The sequence below is a fragment of the Streptococcus sanguinis genome (genome assembly GCF_050222175.1).
In the GTDB taxonomy this organism is placed as follows: Bacteria; Bacillota; Bacilli; order Lactobacillales; family Streptococcaceae; genus Streptococcus; species Streptococcus sanguinis_M.
Window position 1 is genome coordinate 914696 of the sequence record NZ_CP071420.1, and the last position, 20454, is coordinate 935149.

A 20454-nucleotide genomic window follows, 5' to 3' on the forward strand; every position below is an offset into this window, starting at 1 on the left:
TTATGACAGCTAATCTACAAGCTTACAAAGCTCATCTGCAGGCGCCTTGGGGCAAGCTTCAGTATGATATTGTTTTTGCCTTTCTAGAGTCACTGAAGGACAAGAAAATCCTGGATTTCGGCAGTGGTTTTGGAATTGTGGCTGATTTTCTAGCGGAAAAGAACCAAGTGACCGCCATCGAGCCGAACCCAGAAATGATTGCTGAGCGAAAGCAGAACTTTTCCTATGAGCAATTGCATGGCAGCTTGGACCTTCTGCAAACATTGCCAGACCAGTCTTTTGATGTCATCGTATGTCATAATGTCTTAGAGTATGTATCTGCCCCTGCTCTTTATTTAGCAGAATTTTCCCGCCTCTTAAAAAAGGACGGCAAAATTTCTCTGGTTAAGCATCACGAGGTTGGACGCATTATTCATACAGTGGTTTTTGAAAATGACCCAGAAAAGGCCCAGCAGCTTTTGAAAGGTCAGAAATATCAAACCCACAGCATGGGAGCTGCAAAGGTCTATCAGATCCAAGAAGTGATTTCAGGTCTCCCATTAGAAGTTGAGGATTATCAGGGAGTACGAATTTTTTATGGGCTGCAATCCAATGACTACAAAACTGCCCCTGATTGGGCTGAAAAGATGCTTGAGATGGAGCTGGTTGTCTGCAACCAATCTCCTTATCGGGACATCGCTGCCTTTCAGCATGTTTGGCTAGTCAAGTCCTAAATTGAATGAAAAAGTATTCATTTACATCTTAAACAACCCCCGTAAGGAGAAAGCTTGATGCAAAGGAGAGAAGTCATAGAGCCAGAGCAACCTGTCAATTATGCCCTGCTCAGCCTTTTTCAATATATTGCTTCCGTTTTGGTGATTATGGTCCATTGCCAGAGGCTTTTTGAACATGAAACCCTGCATTTTGTTCAAAAGAGTATGTTTGGTCGCATGGCAGTGCCGTTCTTTTTAATTTCTTCAGCCTATTTTTTCCGAGTACGCTGGAAGCAAGAGCCTCAAGACGTGAAACTAACTCTGTATATTAAAGGTATTTTAAAGGTCTATGGCTTTTGGAGCTTGGTCTATCTTCCCTATGCTTTGACTTACTTCCAATCTCTGCACTTACCCCTCTACCTAGCTCCGCTGGCTATTCTAGCAGCGCTCTTCTACATCGGAATGAGCTACCAGCTCTGGTATATTCCTGCCTTTCTCTTAGGTTTGCTGCTGGTCCATTTTTTGTATAGGAAGTTGGGTCCCAAGAAAACATTTGCCCTTTTGTTAATTCTCTACGCCTTAGGTGCTATTGAGACTTATCACGCCTATCTGTCGCCTAGTCTGCTGACAAACTGGTATGATGCTTATGCCAAGCTCTTTTTCACTAGCAGGAATGGCCTCTTCTATACGCCCATTTTTATCTATTTAGGCTACTTTCTAGCTGATTACGGGCAGATAGCCTTATTTCAGAAGAAACGATGGCTGTCTCTTCTGTTGGCAAGTCTTTTCCTAGTAGGCGAAGGAGTTCTGGTTTACATCAGGCAGGGACTGGATAAAAACTTTTTCTTTGCTCTCATTCCCTTTACGCTCTTCTTATTCAATTGGCTGTTAAAAACTCAGTGGAAGCGTGAAAAAAACTGGCGACATTTAAAAGATTTAAGTATCCTTTATTTCTTTCTCCATCCTATCTTTATTGAGTTATCTTTCTTTCTGCTCAAATCCCAGCAGCTGACCAAGTGGGAAAATGGCCGTTGGGCCTTCCTTCTGACGATTATCCTGACCCACCTGACGTCAGAGTTGGTGATTCGATGGCGAGGGAAAAAAACAGAAAAGAAGTGAAAGTTTAGTTTTTGAAGAAAATCATATAGAGCGTTAAGAGCAACTATCAATTTTGAATAGAATTTAGCTATAAAACATTTCAAAGGAGTTCCACATGCTTAAACGTCTACAACAGCAGCTGGCTTTTACCAATGAGCTGGAAAAGCTGAAAGCCACTCATCGCAACAATCGAACCTTGGACGCTTATCGTTTTGAAAATTCTGCGGAGCATAGTTGGCAGGGGGCGCTTATGGCGCTAGTCTTTCGAGAATATATCCCTGAAGAAGTTAATCTGGAAAAGGTCATGTCTATGTTACTGATTCATGATTTGGGCGAAATATATGCTGGCGATACCTTTATCTTTGACGACGTGGGCAAGAGCGATTCTTACGATAGAGAGCTGGAGTCCTTGAAAATCAGCTTGGACAAGCTACCGTCAGATCAGCAGGATTCCTTTCTAAAGCTTTGGCAGGAATTTGAGACTGGGATTAGCATAGAGGCTAAATATGCTCGTGTGCTGGACGCTCTGGTTCCCCTGCTCAATCACTTGGAAGTCGCTCAGCCCCATGACAACCCTCATGGCCTGACCAAGTCGCAGGTAATCGCTAAGAAATCCTTTATCCAAGAAACCTCTACAGCACTTTGGGAATTGGCTCAGGAAGTTATTAATCAAAGTGTTGCTAAGGGACTATACCTGGATGAATGAGGTCGGGGACCTTGCCCGTAGATAAGAAGTTTGAGACTGGTTGAACCAGTCTTTTCATGTTATAATATTCAGACAAGATTGAACGGAGAAAGTGTTTCACTTATCATGATTAGCTCAAAATACGACTGGCAGTTTGCCACAAATTTTACAGACGAAAAATTTCTAAAAAAGGCTAAAAAAGCTGGATTAGAACCTGCCGCTGCTAGTCTCCTTTACCAAAGGGGTGTGCAGACTGAAGAAGCTTTGCAGGAATTTTTGGAGCCTAGTTTAGACCAGCTTCACGATCCTTATGACCTGCATGATATGGAGCGGGCAGTGAAGCGCATTCGCTCAGCGATTGAGAATTACGAGCATATCTTAATCTATGGTGATTATGATGCGGATGGGATGACCTCGGCATCGATTGTCAAGGAAGCCTTGGAGCAGCTGGGGGCTGAGTGTCAGGTCTACCTGCCCAATCGCTTTACGGATGGCTATGGTCCTAATAGCAGTGTTTATAAGTATTTTATTGAAAATCAAGGTATTTCGCTCATTATTACAGTAGATAATGGAGTGGCCGGCATTGAAGCTATTGAGCTGGCCCAGTCTCTGGGTGTGGATGTCATCGTGACGGATCACCACTCCATGCCTGAGGAGCTGCCAAACGCCTATGCGATTGTCCATCCGGAACATAGCGGAGCGGATTATCCTTTCAAGCATCTGGCTGGTTGCGGGGTGGCTTTTAAGCTGGCAACAGCCCTGTTGGAAGAAGTCCAAGTCGAACTTTTGGACTTAGTGGCCATTGGGACCATCGCTGATATGGTCAGTCTGACGGGGGAAAATCGGATTTTGGTTAAATATGGCCTTTCTGTTCTCAAAAATACCCAGCGAGTAGGTCTTCAGGAACTCTTCAAAATAGCTGGTATTCAGCCTGATGAACTGGATGAAGAAACAGTTGGCTTCCAGCTTGCCCCCAGACTCAATGCCTTGGGACGGCTCGATGATCCCAATCCAGCAGTTGAGCTTTTAACAGGTTTTGACGATGAAGAAGCTCGTGATATTGCGCTCATGATTAACCAGAAAAATGACGAGCGCAAGGAAATCGTCCAGCAGATTTATGAAGAAGCACAAACCATGCTGGACCCTAAGAGACCAGTGCAGGTGTTGTCCAAGGAAGGCTGGAATCCCGGTGTGCTAGGGATTGTCGCTGGGCGCTTGCTGGAAGAGCTGCACCAGCCAGTCATAGTGCTTAATATCGAGGATGGCATCGCTAAGGGCAGTGCCCGCAGTATTGATGCGGTCAATATTTTTGAGGCCTTGGACAGTCATCGTGACCTTTTTGTAGCTTTTGGTGGCCATGCTGGAGCAGCTGGAATGACTCTTGAAGCAGACAAGCTGGCGGAACTTGCTGACATCTTGACAGCTTATATCTTAGACAATGATTTGGATTTGACTGGCAAAACAGCTCTGTATTTAGATGAGGAGCTGCACCTGCCACAACTGACCCTAGATACGCTCAAAAGCTTCGAAAAACTGGCTCCTTTTGGTATGGATAATAAAAAGCCGCTTTTTTCCCTCAAGGATTTTAAAGTGGACAATGCTCGGACTATGGGAGCTGGCAATAGCCATCTCAAGCTGAAAATTTCTCAGCAAGATGCTGCTTTTGAAGTAGTCGCTTTTGGGCAAGGAAGCCTGGCGACAGAGTTTGCCCAAACCAAGAATCTGGAGCTGGCTGTCAGCCTATCTGTCAATAAATGGAATGGACAGACCAGCCTCCAGCTCATGCTGGTAGATGCCCGTGTGGACGGTGTTCAGCTTTTCAATATCCGCAGCAAAAATGCGACTTTGCCTGACAAAGTTCCTGTCTTGCGTTTCACAGAGGAATTGCCAGATTTGACAAATAGCAGAGCAGTTGTGGTTTATGACCTTCCCGATGATTTGCAGGACTTGAAGAAGATTCTTCAATCACAGGATTTCGAAGCGATTTACTTTAAGAATGAGATTGCCAAGCCATACTATCTTACAGGCTATGGTAACCGTGAGCAGTTTGCCAAACTTTACAAGACAATCTATCAGTTCCCCGAGTTTGATGTTCGCTATAAGCTCAAGGATCTGGCAGCTTATCTGAAAATAGATCCTATTCTCTTGGTCAAAATGATTCAGATTTTTGAAGAACTTGGTTTTGTCAGCATCACAGGAGGCGTCATGACGGTCAATAAGGAAGCTGAAAAGAAAGAAATTGACAGCAGTCACATTTACCAAGACCTCAAGCGCCTAGTCAAAGAACAAGAACTCATGGCATTGGGTACCGTGCAGGAGATTTATGATTATTTGATGGAGAGATGAGATAATGAAGGACTAAGCCTAAGTCTCGCAAAGGAGAAAATTTTAGATGAATGAAATTATCATGAGCTTTAAACCAGAATTTTTTAAAGCTTTGCTAACAGTAAAAAAGCATTTTGAATATCGTTCAAGGATTCCTGAAAAAGAAACGGTAGCCTATTTATATCTTTCCTCACCCGCTAAGATGATTGTTGGGAAAATTGTTTTAGGTCAGCGTAATAATATCCAACACTTTTTAGAAAATTCAGATTTAGCCAATAGTAGTCGTTCATATTTGGAAAAACATTTGCAAGAAGGTGCTAAGTATTTTTCTCCAATTTACTCCCTATCTCTTCTTGACTCGCCTATATCATTAAAACAAGCTAAAGAATTATCGCCGAGATTTAGTGCTCCTCAAGGCTATAGTTATATGTCGAATTATAAAGAATTGAATGATTTTCTTGAAAAATCTGTATTTTCAATATTTGAGATTAATCCATCTAATGATTTGGACTTATTAGGCTTATTTACGAAGGATATTGTAAAAAATTATGAACAAGAAATAGCAACACCACTTTATTTAGAGCAATACATTTAATTTTGACTTGCCTAGAAAAAACGATTATAAAGGTTAACCAACTCAATCCCAGCCTCAATAAGGTGGTCTATAAATGAATGAAACATACTCTTTTAAATTAAATAATCTATCCCCTTAAAAAATAACTTTTCTATTACCATTTGGATGAAAAAGTGATATAATAGAGAGTAAAAAATTTTTTTGAAAGAAAGTATATCATGAATTTAAAAGACTACATTGCAACAATCGAAAATTATCCAATGGAAGGCGTGACATTCCGTGATATCAGCCCGCTGATGGCAGATGGAAATGCTTATAGCTACGCTGTTCGTGAGATTGTTCAGTATGCGACAGACAAGAAGATTGACATGATTGTTGGACCGGAAGCTCGTGGCTTTATCGTGGGCTGTCCAGTTGCCTTTGAGTTAGGAATCGGCTTTGCTCCAGTCCGCAAACCTGGTAAGCTTCCTCGTGAAGTTATCTCAGCTGACTATGAAAAAGAGTATGGTATGGATACCCTGACCATGCATGCGGATGCTATCAAGCCAGGTCAGCGCGTTCTAATCGTAGATGATCTCCTTGCGACTGGTGGAACAGTGAAGGCAACGATTGAGATGATTGAGCGCCTTGGCGGTGTAGTAGCTGGATGTGCCTTCCTTATTGAGCTGGATGAGCTCAAGGGTCGCGAAGTTATCGGAGATTACGACTATAAGGTTCTGATGCACTATTAATACATAGTTTCTAGCTATATCTAGTTAGAGAAAAAGTATAATTGAAAACTATATCTCCTTTCAGTATAATGAAAGTACATTGGATAAACAAAGAATAGGCTGGAAAAGTATTTCCAAGCCTTTCTAACGATTGAAGGAGATATTTTCATGCCAATTAAGATTGATAAGAAACTGCCAGCTGTTGACATTTTAAGTTCTGAGAATATCTTTGTCATGGATGACGACAGGGCGGATCATCAGGATATCCGACCTCTGAATATTCTGGTACTCAATCTCATGCCTCAGAAAATGGTAACGGAGACTCAGATACTGCGCCACTTGGCTAATACTCCGCTGCAGTTGACTATTGACTTCCTCTACATGAGCTCTCATCAGTCTAAAACGACACGTGCAGAGCATATGGAGACTTTCTATAAGACTTTTGATGAGGTTAAAAATCGCTATTTTGATGGCTTGATTATTACTGGTGCGCCGGTAGAGCATCTGCCTTTTGAAGCGGTGGACTACTGGGAAGAGTTCCAGCAGGTGATTGAATGGTCCAAGAACCATGTCTTTTCGACTCTGCATATCTGTTGGGGAGCTCAGGCTGGACTTTACGCTCGCTACGGCGTTGACAAGCACCAGATGACACGTAAATTATCGGGTGTCTATAGCCAGTCAGCTGACAGCAGCAATCTGCTTTTCCGTGGCTTTGACGATGAGTTTTATGCGCCGCATTCCCGTCATACCGAAGTTCTAAAGGAAGATATTGTCAATCTGACCAATCTGGAAATTCTCTCGTATGGTGAAGATACTGGCCTCTCTGTGCTGGCTAGCCGAGACTTGCGAGAGGTATATAGTTTCGGTCACATGGAATACGACCGCGATACTTTATCTAAGGAGTATTTCCGCGATTTGAAGGCAGGGAAGAATCCACATATTCCAGAGAATTATTTCAAAAACGATGATGTCCATGCGACACCGGCCTTGCGTTGGAGTTCGGCCGCAGCACTCTTTTTCAGCAATTGGGTCAATTACGCTGTCTATCAGGAGACGCCTTTTGACTGGGAAAGTGCTGAAAATGATGTATCGTTTTTTGCTTATCTATAAGAGGTGACATGACTTATTTATCAGCTTTTAAATCGGGTAATCTTGTAATCCCGAGTGCCCTTCTTTTACATTTTAAGGACATCTTTGATTCCAGCGATGATTTTTTGGTCTGGCAGTTTTTCTATCTGCAAAATACGACTTCTCTGGAAGAGCTGGCGCCTAGTCAGATCGCGGAGCATATTGGCAAGACCCTGTCAGAAGTCAATCGCTCTATGTCCCATCTGACAGAGAAAGGTCTCTTGCAGTATAAGACCATTGAGCTGAATGGAGAGACAGAGGTTATCTTTGATGCTTCACCGGCTTTAGAAAAGCTGGATGAACTTCTTACAGCTAAAAGCGGTCCGCAGACTGTGGCAAAGGCGCCTCAGAATGTTTTGAAAGACTTGGTGGAGACCTTCCAGCAGGAGCTGGGCCGTCTCTTGACACCCTTTGAAATTGAGGATTTGACCAAGACTGTTCAAGACGATAAAACCAATCCTGACTTGGTCAAGGCTGCTCTTCGTGAGGCTGTGTTTAATGGCAAGGCCAATTGGAAGTATATTCAGGCTATCTTGCGTAATTGGCGTAAAGAAGGCATTACTACGCTTGCTCAAGTAGAAGCTAAGAGGGAAGAGCGTGAAGCAGCTAACCCTCAAAATGTGAAAGTTTCAGACGATTTCCTCAATGCCATGAATTTGTGGAAGGACTGACTTTATTAGATTTATAGTGGCCTGTTAGATACGACAGGCCCTTGATTTTATAAAAAAGGAGAAAAGTATGACCTATCAATTGCCAAAAGTCTGGTCTGCTGCGGACAGCGACCAAGGGAAATTTTCAGGTATCAATCAGCCTACTGCTGGCGCGCGCTTTGAGCAGAAGCTTCCTGTCGGTAAAGAGCCTTTTCAGCTTTATTCACTTGGGACTCCAAATGGGGTCAAGGTGACGATTATGCTGGAGGAACTACTGGCAGCGGGTATCACTGAGGCAGCCTATGACCTCTATAAGATCAGCATCATGGATGGCGACCAGTTTGGCTCAGATTTTGTGAAAATCAATCCCAATTCCAAGATTCCGGCCTTGTTGGACCAGTCAGGTCATAAGCCGATTCCTGTCTTTGAATCAGCAAATATCCTGTTCTATCTGGCAGAGAAGTTTGGAAAGCTGATTCCGTCAGATTTGTCCGGTCGGACTGAGGTGCTCAACTGGCTCTTCTGGCAGACAGGAGCAGCTCCCTTCTTGGGCGGTGGTTTCGGTCATTTCTTTAATTATGCTCCAGAAAAGCTAGAATACCCTATCAACCGTTTTACGATGGAAGCCAAACGACAGCTGGATTTGTTGGACAAAGAATTAGACAAGAAAGCTTATATCGCAGGGGATGACTACAGCATAGCGGATATTGCTATCTGGTCTTGGTATGGGCAGTTAGTACAGGATAAGCTCTATCCAGGCGCTGCTGAGTTCTTGGATGCTGCATCCTACAAACATCTATCTGCTTGGGCGGAGAAGATTGCAGCTCGTCCGGCGGTTCAGCGCGGTTTAGCTGCCGAGTATCAGGAAGTCAAATAAACATGTGATGGGTAGGAACTTCCCATCATCAAGTGGCGAGACAAAATCAGTTTATCAACAGGCTGATTTTTCCTCCGCTGCTTTTTTTATACCCTTAAAAATGATATACTGAATAGAAGAATGTTTAGAAAAGAGTAAGCAATGCAAAAAAAGACTATTTCCCAACGCTTGGAGCGAGTAGCTGCTTTTGTGCCGGAGGGGGCAAAGTTGCTGGATGTTGGGAGCGATCACGCCTATCTGCCTATTTACCTGATTCAGGAGGGTCGGATTGAGAAGGCTCTGGCTGGAGAAGTGGTAGAGGGGCCTTTTCAGTCTGCCCAGAAAAATGTGGCAGAACATGGGCTGACGGAGCAGATTGAGGTTCGCTTGGCCAATGGTCTGGCGGCTTTGGAAGCCGAAGATCAGATTGACACCATCGTTATCGCTGGCATGGGCGGTCGCTTGATTTCAGAGATTTTGGAAAATGGCAGAGCTAAGCTTGAGTCTGTTTCCCGCTTGATTTTGCAGCCCAATAACCGAGAAGATGAGCTCCGCAGCTGGCTGGTATCTAACGGTTTTCGTTTGCTGGCTGAGGATGTCTTAGAAGAAGCTGGTAAGTTTTACGAAATCCTAGTGGCAGAAGCAGGCCAGCAAACTTTGACAGAGCAAGAAAAGCGTTTCGGACCTTTTCTGATGAAGCAACAGTCACCTGCTTTTCAGTTAAGATGGCAGAAAGAACTGAAAAAAATTGAAAAAGCTTTGACTCATATTCCAGAAAAGAATGAGCTGGAACGCTCTGCTATGTCCAAAAAAATCGAAAGTATCAAGGAGGTGCTCCATGTTAGCAAGTGAAATCATCGCCCGTTATGAAGCCTATTGCCCGCAAGAACTGTCCATGGAGGGCGATATTTCAGGCCTGCAAATCGGGACTTTGGACAAAGAAGTGGACAAGGTTCTAGTGGCATTGGATATTCGCGAGCAGACAGTGGCGGAGGCTATTGAGGCAGACGCTGGACTGATTATCGTTAAGCATGCGCCTATCTTTCGCCCGCTTAAGGACCTAGTGGCGGATAAGGCGCAAAATCAGATGATTTTAAGCCTCATCAAGCATGATATTGCTGTCTATGTCAGCCATACCAATATTGATGTTGTGGAGGACGGGCTCAACGACTGGTTCTGCCAGCTATTGGATATTGAGGAGACAAGTTTTCTCAGTCAGACAAGCCCAGAACATGGTATTGGCCGCGTGGGGAAGATTTCTCCTCAGACCTTTGGGGACTTTGCGGCTAAGGTCAAGGCAACTTTTGGACTAGATAGCTTGCGTCTGGTCGCTTATGAAGAAGCGGATCTCGAACGCGTGATTGAGCGTGTGGCTATTTGTGGCGGAAGCGGTCAGTCCTTTTATCCAGAGGCTATTGCCAAGGGAGCGCAGGTCTACATTACAGGTGATATTTACTATCATACAGCTCAGGAAATGCTGACAGAGGGGCTTTTGGCGCTGGATCCTGGACATCATATTGAGGTTCTTTTTACGGAAAAATTAAAAGAAAAGCTTGATGCATGGAAGGCAGAAGAGGGATGGGAGATTGAGATTCTGGCTAGTCAGGCTTGGACCAATCCTTTCCGACATATTTGAGAGGATGCGACATGAAAAGAGTAGCAGTGATTGGTGCTGGGATTGTTGGCTCAACAGCGGCTTACTATCTGTCCCAATCCCCAGATGTGGAAGTGACTGTCTTTGATGACGGCAAGGGGCAGGCAACCAAGGCAGCCGCTGGCATTATCAGTCCTTGGTTTTCCAAGCGTCGAAACAAGGCTTGGTATAGGATGGCGCGTCTGGGCGCTGATTTTTATCAAGATTTAATTGCGGATTTTAAAGCTGCTGGTATCCAGACAGACTTTTACCAACAGACAGGTGTTTATCTGTTAAAAAAGGACGAGAGCAAGCTGCAGGAGCTTTATGATTTAGCTGCTAATCGCCGGGAAGAGTCGCCCTTAATAGGGGACTTGAGTCTTCTCAGCCTTCAGGAAGCCCATGAGAAATTTCCAGACTTGCAAGGCTTTGAGCGGCTTCTTTATGCTTCCGGTGGTGCCCGTGTGGAGGGAGCACTCTTGACGGAGACGCTTGTGAAAGCAAGCAAGGCAGAGTTGGTTGAGAAAAAGGCAAGCTTGACAGTAGATGGAGAGCAACTTCTTGTGGACGGACGTAACTTTGACTGTGTGATCTTGGCTGTGGGGGCTTGGCTAGGAGAAACCTTGCAGCCACTGGGCTATGAGACAGATGTTCGACCGCAAAAGGGACAGCTACGTGATTTTAAGCTGGCTGAAAAGACGGATGACTACCCTGTGGTTATGCCTGAGGGTGAGCTGGATATCATTCCCTTTCTGGCGGGCAAGGTCAGTGTTGGTGCCAGTCATGAAAATGATCAGGACTTTGATTTGAAGGTAGATAAGAAAGTTCTGGATCAGTTGCAGCGAGAAGCGGAAACTTACTTGCCAAGGCTGTCTAAAGCAGAGATTTTAGGCGAGCGCGTGGGAACACGGGCTTATACCAGCGACTTTGCTCCTTTCTTTGGAGCTGTTCCAGATTTGCTAAATGTCTACGCTGCCAGCGGATTAGGCTCTTCTGGTCTGACAACTGGCCCGCTTATCGGACGCCAATTGGCCCAGATAGCTTTGGGAGAAGCGGGGCTGCTGAATCCAGCTGACTATCCTATTGAACAGTATGTGAAGAAGGTTTGATATGACAGAAACCATTTTGAATTGGGTCAATATTTGTGTAAAAAAAGATGAAGAAATCCTACTGCTTAATCGCCAGCATGATAACTTTAAAGGGTGGATACAACCAGGCGGGAAGGTGGAGTTTCCAGAATCTTTTTTCGAAGCTGCAAGGCGCGAATTAAAAGAAGAAACGGGGCTAACTGCTCTAAACATGGAATTGAAGGGAATTTCAGGATTCACTAATCCGAGTAAAAAAGAACGGTATGTGTATTACGATTTTCTTTGTACTGCATTTGAAGGACAAGTCAGGGGAAACGATCATGAAGGGGAGCCCAAATGGTGGAAGATTTCGGAACTTGACCAAATAGATATGCAGGACGACATACGTGAACGTTTGCCTCTCTACTGGCGGAAAGGCTCTTTCGAGCGGATTCATTACTGGAATGAGGAAAAACACTGTATAGGGGAAACCAAGATGATTTTGTATGATTGATTTTAGAGAATAAGGAGAAGTTATGGATTGGTTACGATCGCAGCCTGTGGTTATGCAGGCATTCTTGGCTGGGCTTTTTACATGGGGATGTACCATTGTAGGCTCGGCTGTTGTATTTTTCTTTAAACAAGTCAGTCGCAAGTTGCTGGATATTATGATGGGCTTTGCGGCAGGCGTCATGATTGCGGCTTCCTTTTGGTCGCTTCTAGCACTGTCAATTGAGTATGCGCAAAGTTCTTATGGCAAGCTGTCCTGGCTGCCAGCAGCGATTGGTTTTTTAGTGGGAGGTTTTTTCCTGTGGCTGATTGATGCTGTGGTGCCTCACTTGCACTTGAGCAAAGATATTTCGGAGGCAGAGAGTGTTCCTGAGCACAGCCGAAAGAAACTGTCCAAGACAGCCCTGCTCTTTTTAGCCATTACCATTCACAATTTTCCAGAAGGTTTGGCAGTCGGAGTAGTCTTTGGTGCTTTGGCTGCCAATCCTAGTCCGGAAGCCTTTGTCGGCGCGATTGGCCTAGCTTTGGGAATTGGTCTGCAAAACATCCCAGAGGGGGCTGCTCTGTCCATTCCGATTCGGACGGACGGCAAGTCTCGGCTTAAAGCCTTTTACTGGGGCTCCATGTCTGCGATTGTGGAGCCAATTGGGGCTGTTCTAGGTGCAGTTGCTGTTATGGCTATGACGGCTATTCTGCCCTATGCCCTCTCCTTTGCAGCAGGCGCTATGATTTTCGTGGTGGTAGAGGAGTTGATAACGGATTCGCAGACTAATGGCAATACTGATGTGGCGACTTTAGGTCTCATGGTGGGCTTTGTTCTCATGATGGTCTTGGATGTGGCTTTGGGGTGATGCCAACTTGGAATCAAAGAGCGGAAGAAAGCGGAATTTCCGCTCTTTTTCTTTTATTTAAGGCTAGTGAAAAGGATGACATCCGCTTTCAAAAATGGTAGAATAAGGAGAATACATTAAGAGAGGAAACTCATATGAAAGGTATTATTCTTGCAGGTGGTTCTGGTACACGTCTCTATCCTTTGACCCGCGCTGCATCAAAACAGCTCATGCCGGTTTATGACAAACCCATGATTTATTATCCACTGTCAACTCTTATGCTGGCTGGTATCAAGGACATTTTGATTATCTCCACTCCGACGGATTTGCCTCGTTTTGAGGATCTGCTGGGTGACGGCTCTGAGTTTGGCATCAAGCTATCATATGCTGAGCAGCCAAGTCCAGATGGACTGGCACAAGCCTTTATCATTGGGGCTGATTTCATTGGAGATGACCGCGTGGCGCTGATTCTTGGGGATAATATTTACCATGGCCCAGGTTTGAGTAAAATGCTTCAAAATGCTGCTGCTAAGGAAAAAGGAGCAACTGTTTTTGGCTACCATGTCAAGGATCCAGAACGCTTTGGTGTAGTAGAATTTGATGAGAATATGAATGCTATCTCCATCGAAGAAAAACCGGAACAACCGCGTTCTAACTATGCAGTGACAGGACTGTACTTCTACGATAACGATGTTGTCGAAATTGCCAAGAACATCAAACCGAGTCCTCGCGGTGAATTGGAAATCACAGATGTCAACAAGGCTTACTTGGAACGTGGTGATTTGTCTGTTGAGCTCATGGGACGTGGTTTTGCCTGGTTGGATACAGGAACTCACGAAAGTCTTTTAGAAGCCGCTCAATATATCGAAACAGTTCAGCGTATGCAGAACGTTCAGGTGGCAAATCTGGAAGAAATTGCCTATCGTATGGGCTATATTACTAAAGAGCAAGTTCATGAATTGGCGCAGCCATTGAAAAAGAATGAATATGGCCACTATCTCTTGCGCTTGATTGGAGAAGAATAAGAAGATGACGGAACAATTTTTTGATAAGGAATTAGCAGCGCGTGAGGTTCCTGGAATCCCTGGAATGCTGGAGTTTGATATCCCTGTACGCGGGGACAATCGAGGCTGGTTTAAGGAGAATTTCCAAAAGAAAAAAATGCTGCCGCTAGGCTTCCCTGAAAGCTTCTTTGCAGAAGGAAAACTGCAAAATAATGTCAGCTTTTCTCGTAAAAATGTCCTGCGGGGCCTTCATGCTGAGCCTTGGGATAAATACATCTCTGTTGCAGATGACGGTAAGGTGCTGGGTTCTTGGGTCGACCTGCGTGAGGGCGAGACCTTTGGTAATACCTACCAGACAGTAATCGATGCCAGCAAGGGAATTTTTGTGCCACGTGGTGTAGCCAACGGCTTCCAAGTCCTTTCTGATACTGTTTCCTATAGCTATCTGGTCAATGACTATTGGGCTTTGGAACTCAAACCCAAGTATGCCTTTGTTAACTATGCAGACCCAGCTTTAGGCATCCAGTGGGAAAACCTAGAAGCAGCAGAAGTCTCAGAAGCAGACAAGAACCATCCGCTACTTAAGGATGTCAAACCTCTAAGAAAAGAAGATTTGTAAAAAAGAATTCTTTTCTGATTTATTAATTGATACTGAAATATATGATTTAGCTCAGCTCCTATCCGAGCGAAGCGAGTGGAAGAAATGATTGCCGCTGTGGTGTAAGTCATGTAAAAAATTATGTAGTTTGTTACATGACAGGGGATTTTTGAGACATTAGGCTCAAAAATAAGCAATGAAACCGGAGGTTTGCTTGCGTCCCCACCACTTAAGGCAATTATAAAAAAGTTAAGGAATAAAAATGACTGAATACAAAAAAATTATCGTGACAGGTGGAGCCGGTTTTATTGGTTCTAACTTTGTCCATTATGTTTACAATAACTTTCCAGATGTTCATGTGACAGTGCTGGACAAGCTGACTTACGCGGGTAATCGGGCCAATATTGAAGAAATTTTGGGCGACCGTGTTGAGCTGGTTGTTGGAGATATTGCTGATGCAGCCTTGGTAGATAAGCTGGCTTCTGAAGCAGATGCTATCGTTCACTACGCTGCAGAAAGCCACAATGATAATTCGCTCAATGACCCAAGTCCATTTATCCATACCAACTTCATCGGAACTTACACACTCTTGGAAGCAGCACGTAAGTACGACATTCGTTTCCACCATGTGTCAACTGACGAAGTCTATGGGGACCTGCCTTTGCGTGAAGATTTACCAGGTCATGGAGAAGGTCCAGGTGAGAAATTTACGGCTGAAACCAAGTACAATCCAAGCTCACCTTACTCCTCAACCAAGGCAGCTTCAGACTTGATTGTCAAAGCTTGGGTACGCTCATTTGGTGTCAAAGCGACTATTTCTAACTGTTCAAACAACTATGGACCTTACCAGCACATCGAAAAGTTCATTCCCCGCCAGATTACCAATATCTTGAGCGGTATCAAGCCAAAACTCTATGGTGAAGGCAAGAACGTCCGTGACTGGATTCATACCAATGACCATTCATCAGGCGTTTGGACAATTCTGACCAAGGGACAAATCGGTGAAACTTACTTGATTGGTGCTGACGGTGAGAAGAACAACAAGGAAGTGCTGGAGCTGATTCTCAAGGAAATGGGACAGCCAGCAGATGCTTATGACCATGTGACAGATCGTGCAGGCCACGACCTCCGCTATGCCATTGATGCCAGCAAGCTCCGCGATGAGCTAGGATGGAAGCCAGAGTTCACCAACTTTGAAGCGGGTCTCAAAGAGACCATCAAGTGGTACACGGATAACCAAGACTGGTGGAAATCAGAAAAAGAAGCAGTCGAGGCTAACTATGCTAAGACTCAAGAAGTGATTAAATAAGAATTGGCTATCAATGATGAGCCTTGTAAAACTAGCGCTATGTGATTGAGAGGCTGGGATGAACTGTCCCAGCCTTTTCTCACAGGATTGTTAGCTTTTTAATATGTTTGTTACAGAAAATTATGCAAAAATAGTGTAAAATAAGATAAATCCTTGCTGTGTTTTTAGCTAAAGGGATTTTCTCAAATTAAAGGAATACAAACATGAAAATGGTAAAAAGGGTAGTGGGAATTGTTTTGGTGCTGTTGCTTGCAGCAGTCCTGTTTCTGGTTCCTGCATCTGTTAATCAAAGTGAACAATTAAAGAATGTTCAAGGCAGTGCTTCCTGGATGAGTATTATTGAGCCGGCTTTGAGCAATGCCAATGTAACGGCTCAGGGAGTCAGCACGGAGGTTTCTCTCAATAGCGTCCAGCTTAATCAGGTGCTCAAGTCTTCTTTGACTGACTCTGAGAATCAGGAGCTGCTGAATAGTGTTTACAGCATTGAAGGCAATAAGCTGCGCATCCAGTATCCAGTCAAACTGCTCTTCATTGGCAGTAAGCTGGACCTAGAGGTGGATGTGACGGTGAGAGATAATGTCTTGCACATCACAATCGATAGTGCCAAGTTGGGCTCTCTTCCTATCCCTAAATCTTGGGTGACAGGAATGCTGAAGCAACAAATGCAGGCCTCTAATTCATCTATCACAACGGAGGGGGATAGTTTCCTACTAGCTCTGCCGCAGAGTCAATTCAGCATTAACAAGATTAGCTTCCAGAACGGAGCTGCTAAAATCCAGTTCAGCATGGGTTATGGAATCTAAAAAAGAAAACTTCATTTGAGGAAGAAGTCTTCCGAATCAAATGGAGTTTTTATACTATTATTTGAGAAATGTCATTGTAAGGGAGGAAAGATGCCGATTCCTAATATCCAGCAAGAGGAGTTGATTATTATTGATGACAATTTGCGTTTTGGCAAGATGATTTGCCCATTGTCATTGGAAAAGCGGACTATCGCGGGAAAGGTATTGGTAAGAAAGTTCTTTCTGCTTTGATACAGCGCGCACGCAATCTAGGCTATCAGAAACTAGCAGTTCAAGAAATTTATGATTTCAATCACCCCTCTCGCAGTTTGTTTGAGTCGCTTGGTTTCTATCCAACTCTTGCTAGGGAGAAAGGCAAATCTTATACACTTGATTTGACCTTGCCCTTGGCACAGATTCAGCCCAGTCAGTTCTACCTTTCACGGGAAAAGCTGGACAGGATTTGTATTGATTTTGACCAACAAGAACTTGAACCTTTACCTGTCAAGCGCATGGATGGCAAAATTTTCTTTACTGATGGACATAGCAGAGCCTTTAAGGCTTATCAGGCTGGCCTTTCTCATATTCCCATCTATTATGATAGGGATGAGCTTAACTGGGACTTTTATCGATACTGTCTTCAGGCTTGTCAAGAAAGAGGCATCTTCTCTATAGCTGATTTACAGAACCGCATCTTGTCCAAGGAAGACTATCAGACCAAATGGCTTGATTGGTGTAAGAGAGAAGCTAGAAAATTTGATAAGAGCTGATATCGCGGAGTTCTTGTGTTATAATAGATAAAAGGAATTAATATATCAAATCAGAGGTGAGATGATGCTTTATGAATTTTGTGCGGAAAATGTAACCTTGTTAGAAAAGGCTATGAAGGCGCGAGCCCAGCGGATTGAGCTCTGTGATAATCTGGCTGTCGGTGGTACGACGCCCAGCTACGGTGTAATTCAAGCAGCGGTGAATTTAGCTCAGCCTTACGGTGCGACTGTGATGACCATGATTCGGCCTCGGGGCGGTGATTTTGTTTACTCGGATCTTGAAATTGAGATTATGCTGACTGATATCCAAAAAGCCAAGGAAGCCGGCAGTCAGGGAGTCGTTTTTGGTGTTTTGACGGAGAAGAATGAAATAGATGTTCCGAAGATGCAGCGGCTGCTAGAGGCTTGTAAGGGACTGGAAGTAGTCTTTCACATGGCTTTTGATGCGATACCGGCTGAATACCAGTTTGGCGAAATGGACTGGCTGATTGAGAACGGTGTCCAGCGAATTTTGACCCATGGAGGACCTGCCAGTGAGCCAATTGAGGAGCATTTTGCTTGGCTGGACGAATTAATCGACCATGCTGCTGATCGGATTGATATCATGCCGGGTGGAGGCATTCATCTAGGCAATCGTCAGCAAATTATAGACAGCCTGGCAGTAGACCAGCTGCATGGAACTAAAATTGTATTTTAAGGAGGGGGAAGCTGCGCTAGCAGCGGCTAAGTAGATGTTGGAACTATTTGAAAAATACAAGGCTAATCCAGATAAGCTTAAGACTTACGGCTTTAAGGAGTCTGATGGAGCCTACCATTTCTCGCAGAAGATTATGAAGGGTGACTTTCGCTTGGAAATAACTATCAGAGATGGGAAGCTGGACTATCAGGTTTTTGACTGTGATACTGATGACGCCTATCTGCAGGTCAAGATGGAGCGAGTGACGGGTGAGTTTGTCGGTCAGGTTCGTGAAGCTTGTCAGGCAGTACTGCTGGCTATCCGTCAGCACTGTTTTGACGAGGTTGGCTTTCTCTATGAGCAGAGTAAGCGACTGCGGGATCATGCGGCTGAGGTTTATCAGGGTCAGATAGAGTACCTCTGGGAGAAGTCTTCCAGAAAGAGCTCGACTAAAGCAGGGGTTTTCCGCCACCAGGACAGTAAAAAATGGTATGGGGCTTTTTTGACCACAGACTGGTCTAAGTTTGAAGCAGAGCGAAGCGGCGCTATTGAGGTGCTGAATGTTAAGAATGACCATGTCGCACAGCTGATTCAGAAAAAGGGGATTTACCCGGCCTTTCACATGAATAAGAAATATTGGCTCAGTCTGCCCTTGGATGATACCCTGAGCGATCAGGAAATCTTTGATTTACTGGCGGTTAGTTACCAGCTGACCAGTAAAAAATAGAATCGAAGCACAGCGCTCCAATCCGCTGTGTTTCATTTTTCCTCAAAAAACAGTATAATAAAAAGACTAGTAAGAATAGGAGAAATTATGAATCTCATTAGAAAATTAGCCTGGTTTTTTAAGTTGGAAAAGCGGCGCTATATCATTGGTATCTTGGCCTTGTCCTTGGTAAGTGTCTTCAATCTGATACCGCCCAGAGTCATCGGTCAGGTTATTGACCGAATTGCTAGCAAACATCTGACTTCTCAAGAGCTGCTCTTTAATTTGCTGTTGCTGATTGCTTCAGCTTTTATCATGTACGGCCTGCGTTATGTCTGGCGCCTTTACATCTTAGGGACGTCCAATAATCTGGGACGGATTCTGCGCTCTCGATTGTTCGAGCACTTTACTCACATGTCTCCCTCTTTTTATCAGAAATATCGAACAGGGGACTTGATGGCTCATGCGACTAACGATATCAATGCGGTTGTCAGTTTGGCTGGTGGCGGAGTCATGTCAGCTGTGGATGCTTCTATTACAGCCCTGGTGACCCTGCTGACCATGTTTTTCGTTTTGGACTGGCGGCTGACCTTGATTGCTATTGTGCCCATGCCCTTCTTGTCGTGGGGCACGGGCTTGATTGGTCGAAAAAATCATGAAAGTTTTAAGGCCGCTCAAGAGGCATTTTCAGATTTGAACAATAAGGTTCAGGAGAGTGTTTCAGGGATTCGAGTGACCAAGTCCTTTGGCTATCAGGAAGCAGAGACTCAGTCTTTTGCCAAGACCAATCAAGAAGTCTACGAAAAAAATGTTTTGGCTGCCAAGTACGATTCTCTTTTCGACCCCTTGGTTTTGCTTTTTATCGGTCTTTCTTATGTTTTGACCTTGATTTTCGGTGGAATTTTTATCTCCCAAGGGCAGTTTACCATAGGAGAGTTGGTTACTTTTATCACTTATCTGGATATGCTGGTTTGGCCGCTGCAGGCTACAGGCTATCTTTTTAACATCGGCCAGCGAGGGGCTGTTTCCTATGAACGGATCGAGAAACTGCTGGCTCAGGAGTCAGATGTCAAGGAAGCTGAACAACCCCTCTCTCATGCGGAAAATGGTCGATTGGATTATGACATTCGGAAGTTTGCTTATGCAGAGGAGACTAGTTTATCGGATATTTATTTTTCTATTGAGCAGGGACAGACACTGGGAATTGTCGGTCAGACGGGCTCAGGGAAGACCACTCTTCTGCGCTTGCTGCTGCGGGAGCAGGATATTCAGGAGGGGGCTATCTATTTGAATGGCCATGATATCCGGGAGTACCGCCTCAAAGACTTGCGTCGTCTTATCGGCTATGTACCACAGGAACAGATGCTCTTTGCTCTGTCCATTCGGGACAATATCCGCTTTGCGAATCCCCAGCTGACAGATAGCCAGGTTCTAGCTGCCGCTCAACTATGCGGTGTGTATGAGGATATTCAGGCTATGCCAGAGAGGCTGGATACGGTTGTCGGTGAGCGGGGCTTGTCTCTGTCTGGTGGACAGAAGCAGCGCTTGGCGATGAGTCGGGCTATTATTACCAATCCTGAAATTCTGATTTTGGATGATTCCTTGTCGGCTGTTGATGCTAAGACGGAGCATCTGATTTTAGAAAATCTAAAGTCAGAGCGTGCTGGCAAGACAACCATTATCACAGCTCATCGGCTGTCGGCCTTAGTACATGCAGACCTGATTTTGGTCATGGAAGAGGGACGAATCAAGGAGCGGGGCACTCATCAAGAGCTATTGGAGCAAGAGGGCTGGTATGCCCAGACTTATCACAATCAGCAGCTGGCAGAAAGCTTGAAGGAGGAAGATTAA

21 protein-coding genes and 1 pseudogene are annotated in these 20454 nt (G+C 44.6%); all 22 read left to right on the forward strand.

Annotation, left to right across the window (positions count from 1 at the left end; translation table 11 throughout):
* Positions 1-2: 2 nt before the first annotated feature.
* The 22 genes and pseudogenes from J1C91_RS04640 (at position 3) to J1C91_RS04745 (ending at position 20454) form a co-directional block, all read left to right on the forward strand.
* Positions 3-713 (forward strand): class I SAM-dependent methyltransferase, encoded by a 711-nt coding sequence (locus tag J1C91_RS04640; protein WP_125438093.1) that lies wholly within the window; start codon positions 3-5, stop codon positions 711-713.
* A gap of 57 nt (positions 714-770) precedes the next feature.
* Complete coding sequence (locus J1C91_RS04645) at positions 771-1811, forward strand: acyltransferase family protein (RefSeq protein ID WP_125438090.1); 1041 nt, start codon at positions 771-773, stop codon at positions 1809-1811.
* Positions 1812-1905: 94 nt separating this feature from the next.
* The gene (locus J1C91_RS04650) at positions 1906-2496 is read left to right on the forward strand and encodes an HD domain-containing protein (RefSeq protein WP_125337060.1); all 591 of its coding nucleotides are present in this window, start codon (positions 1906-1908) and stop codon (positions 2494-2496) included.
* Positions 2497-2601: 105 nt separating this feature from the next.
* The gene (gene recJ, locus J1C91_RS04655; protein ID WP_125438087.1) at positions 2602-4821 is read left to right on the forward strand and encodes a single-stranded-DNA-specific exonuclease RecJ; all 2220 of its coding nucleotides are present in this window, start codon (positions 2602-2604) and stop codon (positions 4819-4821) included.
* A gap of 46 nt (positions 4822-4867) precedes the next feature.
* Positions 4868-5395: a hypothetical protein gene (locus J1C91_RS04660; RefSeq protein WP_125438085.1), complete on the forward strand. Its 528-nt coding sequence runs from the start codon at positions 4868-4870 to the stop codon at positions 5393-5395.
* A gap of 197 nt (positions 5396-5592) precedes the next feature.
* Entirely contained in the window at positions 5593-6105 is a 513-nt protein-coding gene (locus tag J1C91_RS04665) for an adenine phosphoribosyltransferase (protein WP_125438082.1), read from the forward strand.
* A 147-nt stretch (positions 6106-6252) separates the two neighbouring features.
* A complete protein-coding gene (gene metA, locus J1C91_RS04670; protein ID WP_125438079.1) occupies positions 6253-7194 on the forward strand; it encodes a homoserine O-acetyltransferase MetA in 942 nt (313 codons plus the stop codon).
* An 8-nt stretch (positions 7195-7202) separates the two neighbouring features.
* Positions 7203-7883, forward strand: a complete 681-nt coding sequence (locus tag J1C91_RS04675; RefSeq protein ID WP_125438076.1) for a DnaD domain-containing protein — start codon at positions 7203-7205, stop codon at positions 7881-7883.
* Between the two features lie 67 nt (positions 7884-7950).
* Positions 7951-8739 (forward strand): glutathione-dependent disulfide-bond oxidoreductase, encoded by a 789-nt coding sequence (gene yghU / locus J1C91_RS04680; protein ID WP_125438073.1) that lies wholly within the window; start codon positions 7951-7953, stop codon positions 8737-8739.
* A 141-nt stretch (positions 8740-8880) separates the two neighbouring features.
* The gene (locus tag J1C91_RS04685; protein ID WP_125438070.1) at positions 8881-9570 is read left to right on the forward strand and encodes a tRNA (adenine(22)-N(1))-methyltransferase; all 690 of its coding nucleotides are present in this window, start codon (positions 8881-8883) and stop codon (positions 9568-9570) included.
* A complete protein-coding gene (locus J1C91_RS04690; RefSeq protein ID WP_002909465.1) occupies positions 9557-10354 on the forward strand; it encodes a Nif3-like dinuclear metal center hexameric protein in 798 nt (265 codons plus the stop codon). Before J1C91_RS04685 ends, J1C91_RS04690 begins: the two co-directional genes overlap by 14 nt.
* Before the next feature lie 11 nt (positions 10355-10365).
* A complete protein-coding gene (locus J1C91_RS04695; protein WP_002909466.1) occupies positions 10366-11460 on the forward strand; it encodes an NAD(P)/FAD-dependent oxidoreductase in 1095 nt (364 codons plus the stop codon).
* 1 nt (position 11461) lies between these two features.
* Positions 11462-11932: an 8-oxo-dGTP diphosphatase gene (locus J1C91_RS04700; protein WP_125438068.1), complete on the forward strand. Its 471-nt coding sequence runs from the start codon at positions 11462-11464 to the stop codon at positions 11930-11932.
* 22 nt (positions 11933-11954) lie between these two features.
* Positions 11955-12779 (forward strand): ZIP family manganese transporter TmpA, encoded by an 825-nt coding sequence (gene tmpA / locus J1C91_RS04705; protein ID WP_125438065.1) that lies wholly within the window; start codon positions 11955-11957, stop codon positions 12777-12779.
* Positions 12780-12913: 134 nt separating this feature from the next.
* Positions 12914-13783, forward strand: a complete 870-nt coding sequence (gene rfbA / locus J1C91_RS04710; protein WP_002913447.1) for a glucose-1-phosphate thymidylyltransferase RfbA — start codon at positions 12914-12916, stop codon at positions 13781-13783.
* Positions 13784-13787: 4 nt separating this feature from the next.
* Positions 13788-14381, forward strand: coding sequence for a dTDP-4-dehydrorhamnose 3,5-epimerase family protein (locus tag J1C91_RS04715; protein ID WP_125438062.1), 594 nt, complete (start codon positions 13788-13790; stop codon positions 14379-14381).
* 241 nt (positions 14382-14622) lie between these two features.
* Complete coding sequence (gene rfbB / locus J1C91_RS04720; RefSeq protein ID WP_002906330.1) at positions 14623-15669, forward strand: dTDP-glucose 4,6-dehydratase; 1047 nt, start codon at positions 14623-14625, stop codon at positions 15667-15669.
* Between the two features lie 203 nt (positions 15670-15872).
* Complete coding sequence (locus J1C91_RS04725; RefSeq protein WP_125438059.1) at positions 15873-16472, forward strand: hypothetical protein; 600 nt, start codon at positions 15873-15875, stop codon at positions 16470-16472.
* Positions 16473-16621: 149 nt separating this feature from the next.
* Positions 16622-17221, forward strand: a pseudogene (locus J1C91_RS04730) (N-acetyltransferase family protein); the annotation flags it as partial.
* Positions 17222-17285: 64 nt separating this feature from the next.
* Positions 17286-17918 carry a copper homeostasis protein CutC gene (locus J1C91_RS04735; RefSeq protein WP_032912434.1) on the forward strand — a complete coding sequence of 211 codons (633 nt, stop codon included), beginning with the start codon at positions 17286-17288 and terminating at the stop codon, positions 17916-17918.
* 34 nt (positions 17919-17952) lie between these two features.
* Positions 17953-18624 (forward strand): MmcQ/YjbR family DNA-binding protein, encoded by a 672-nt coding sequence (locus J1C91_RS04740; protein ID WP_002909484.1) that lies wholly within the window; start codon positions 17953-17955, stop codon positions 18622-18624.
* A gap of 87 nt (positions 18625-18711) precedes the next feature.
* Complete coding sequence (locus J1C91_RS04745; RefSeq protein ID WP_002909485.1) at positions 18712-20454, forward strand: ABC transporter ATP-binding protein; 1743 nt, start codon at positions 18712-18714, stop codon at positions 20452-20454.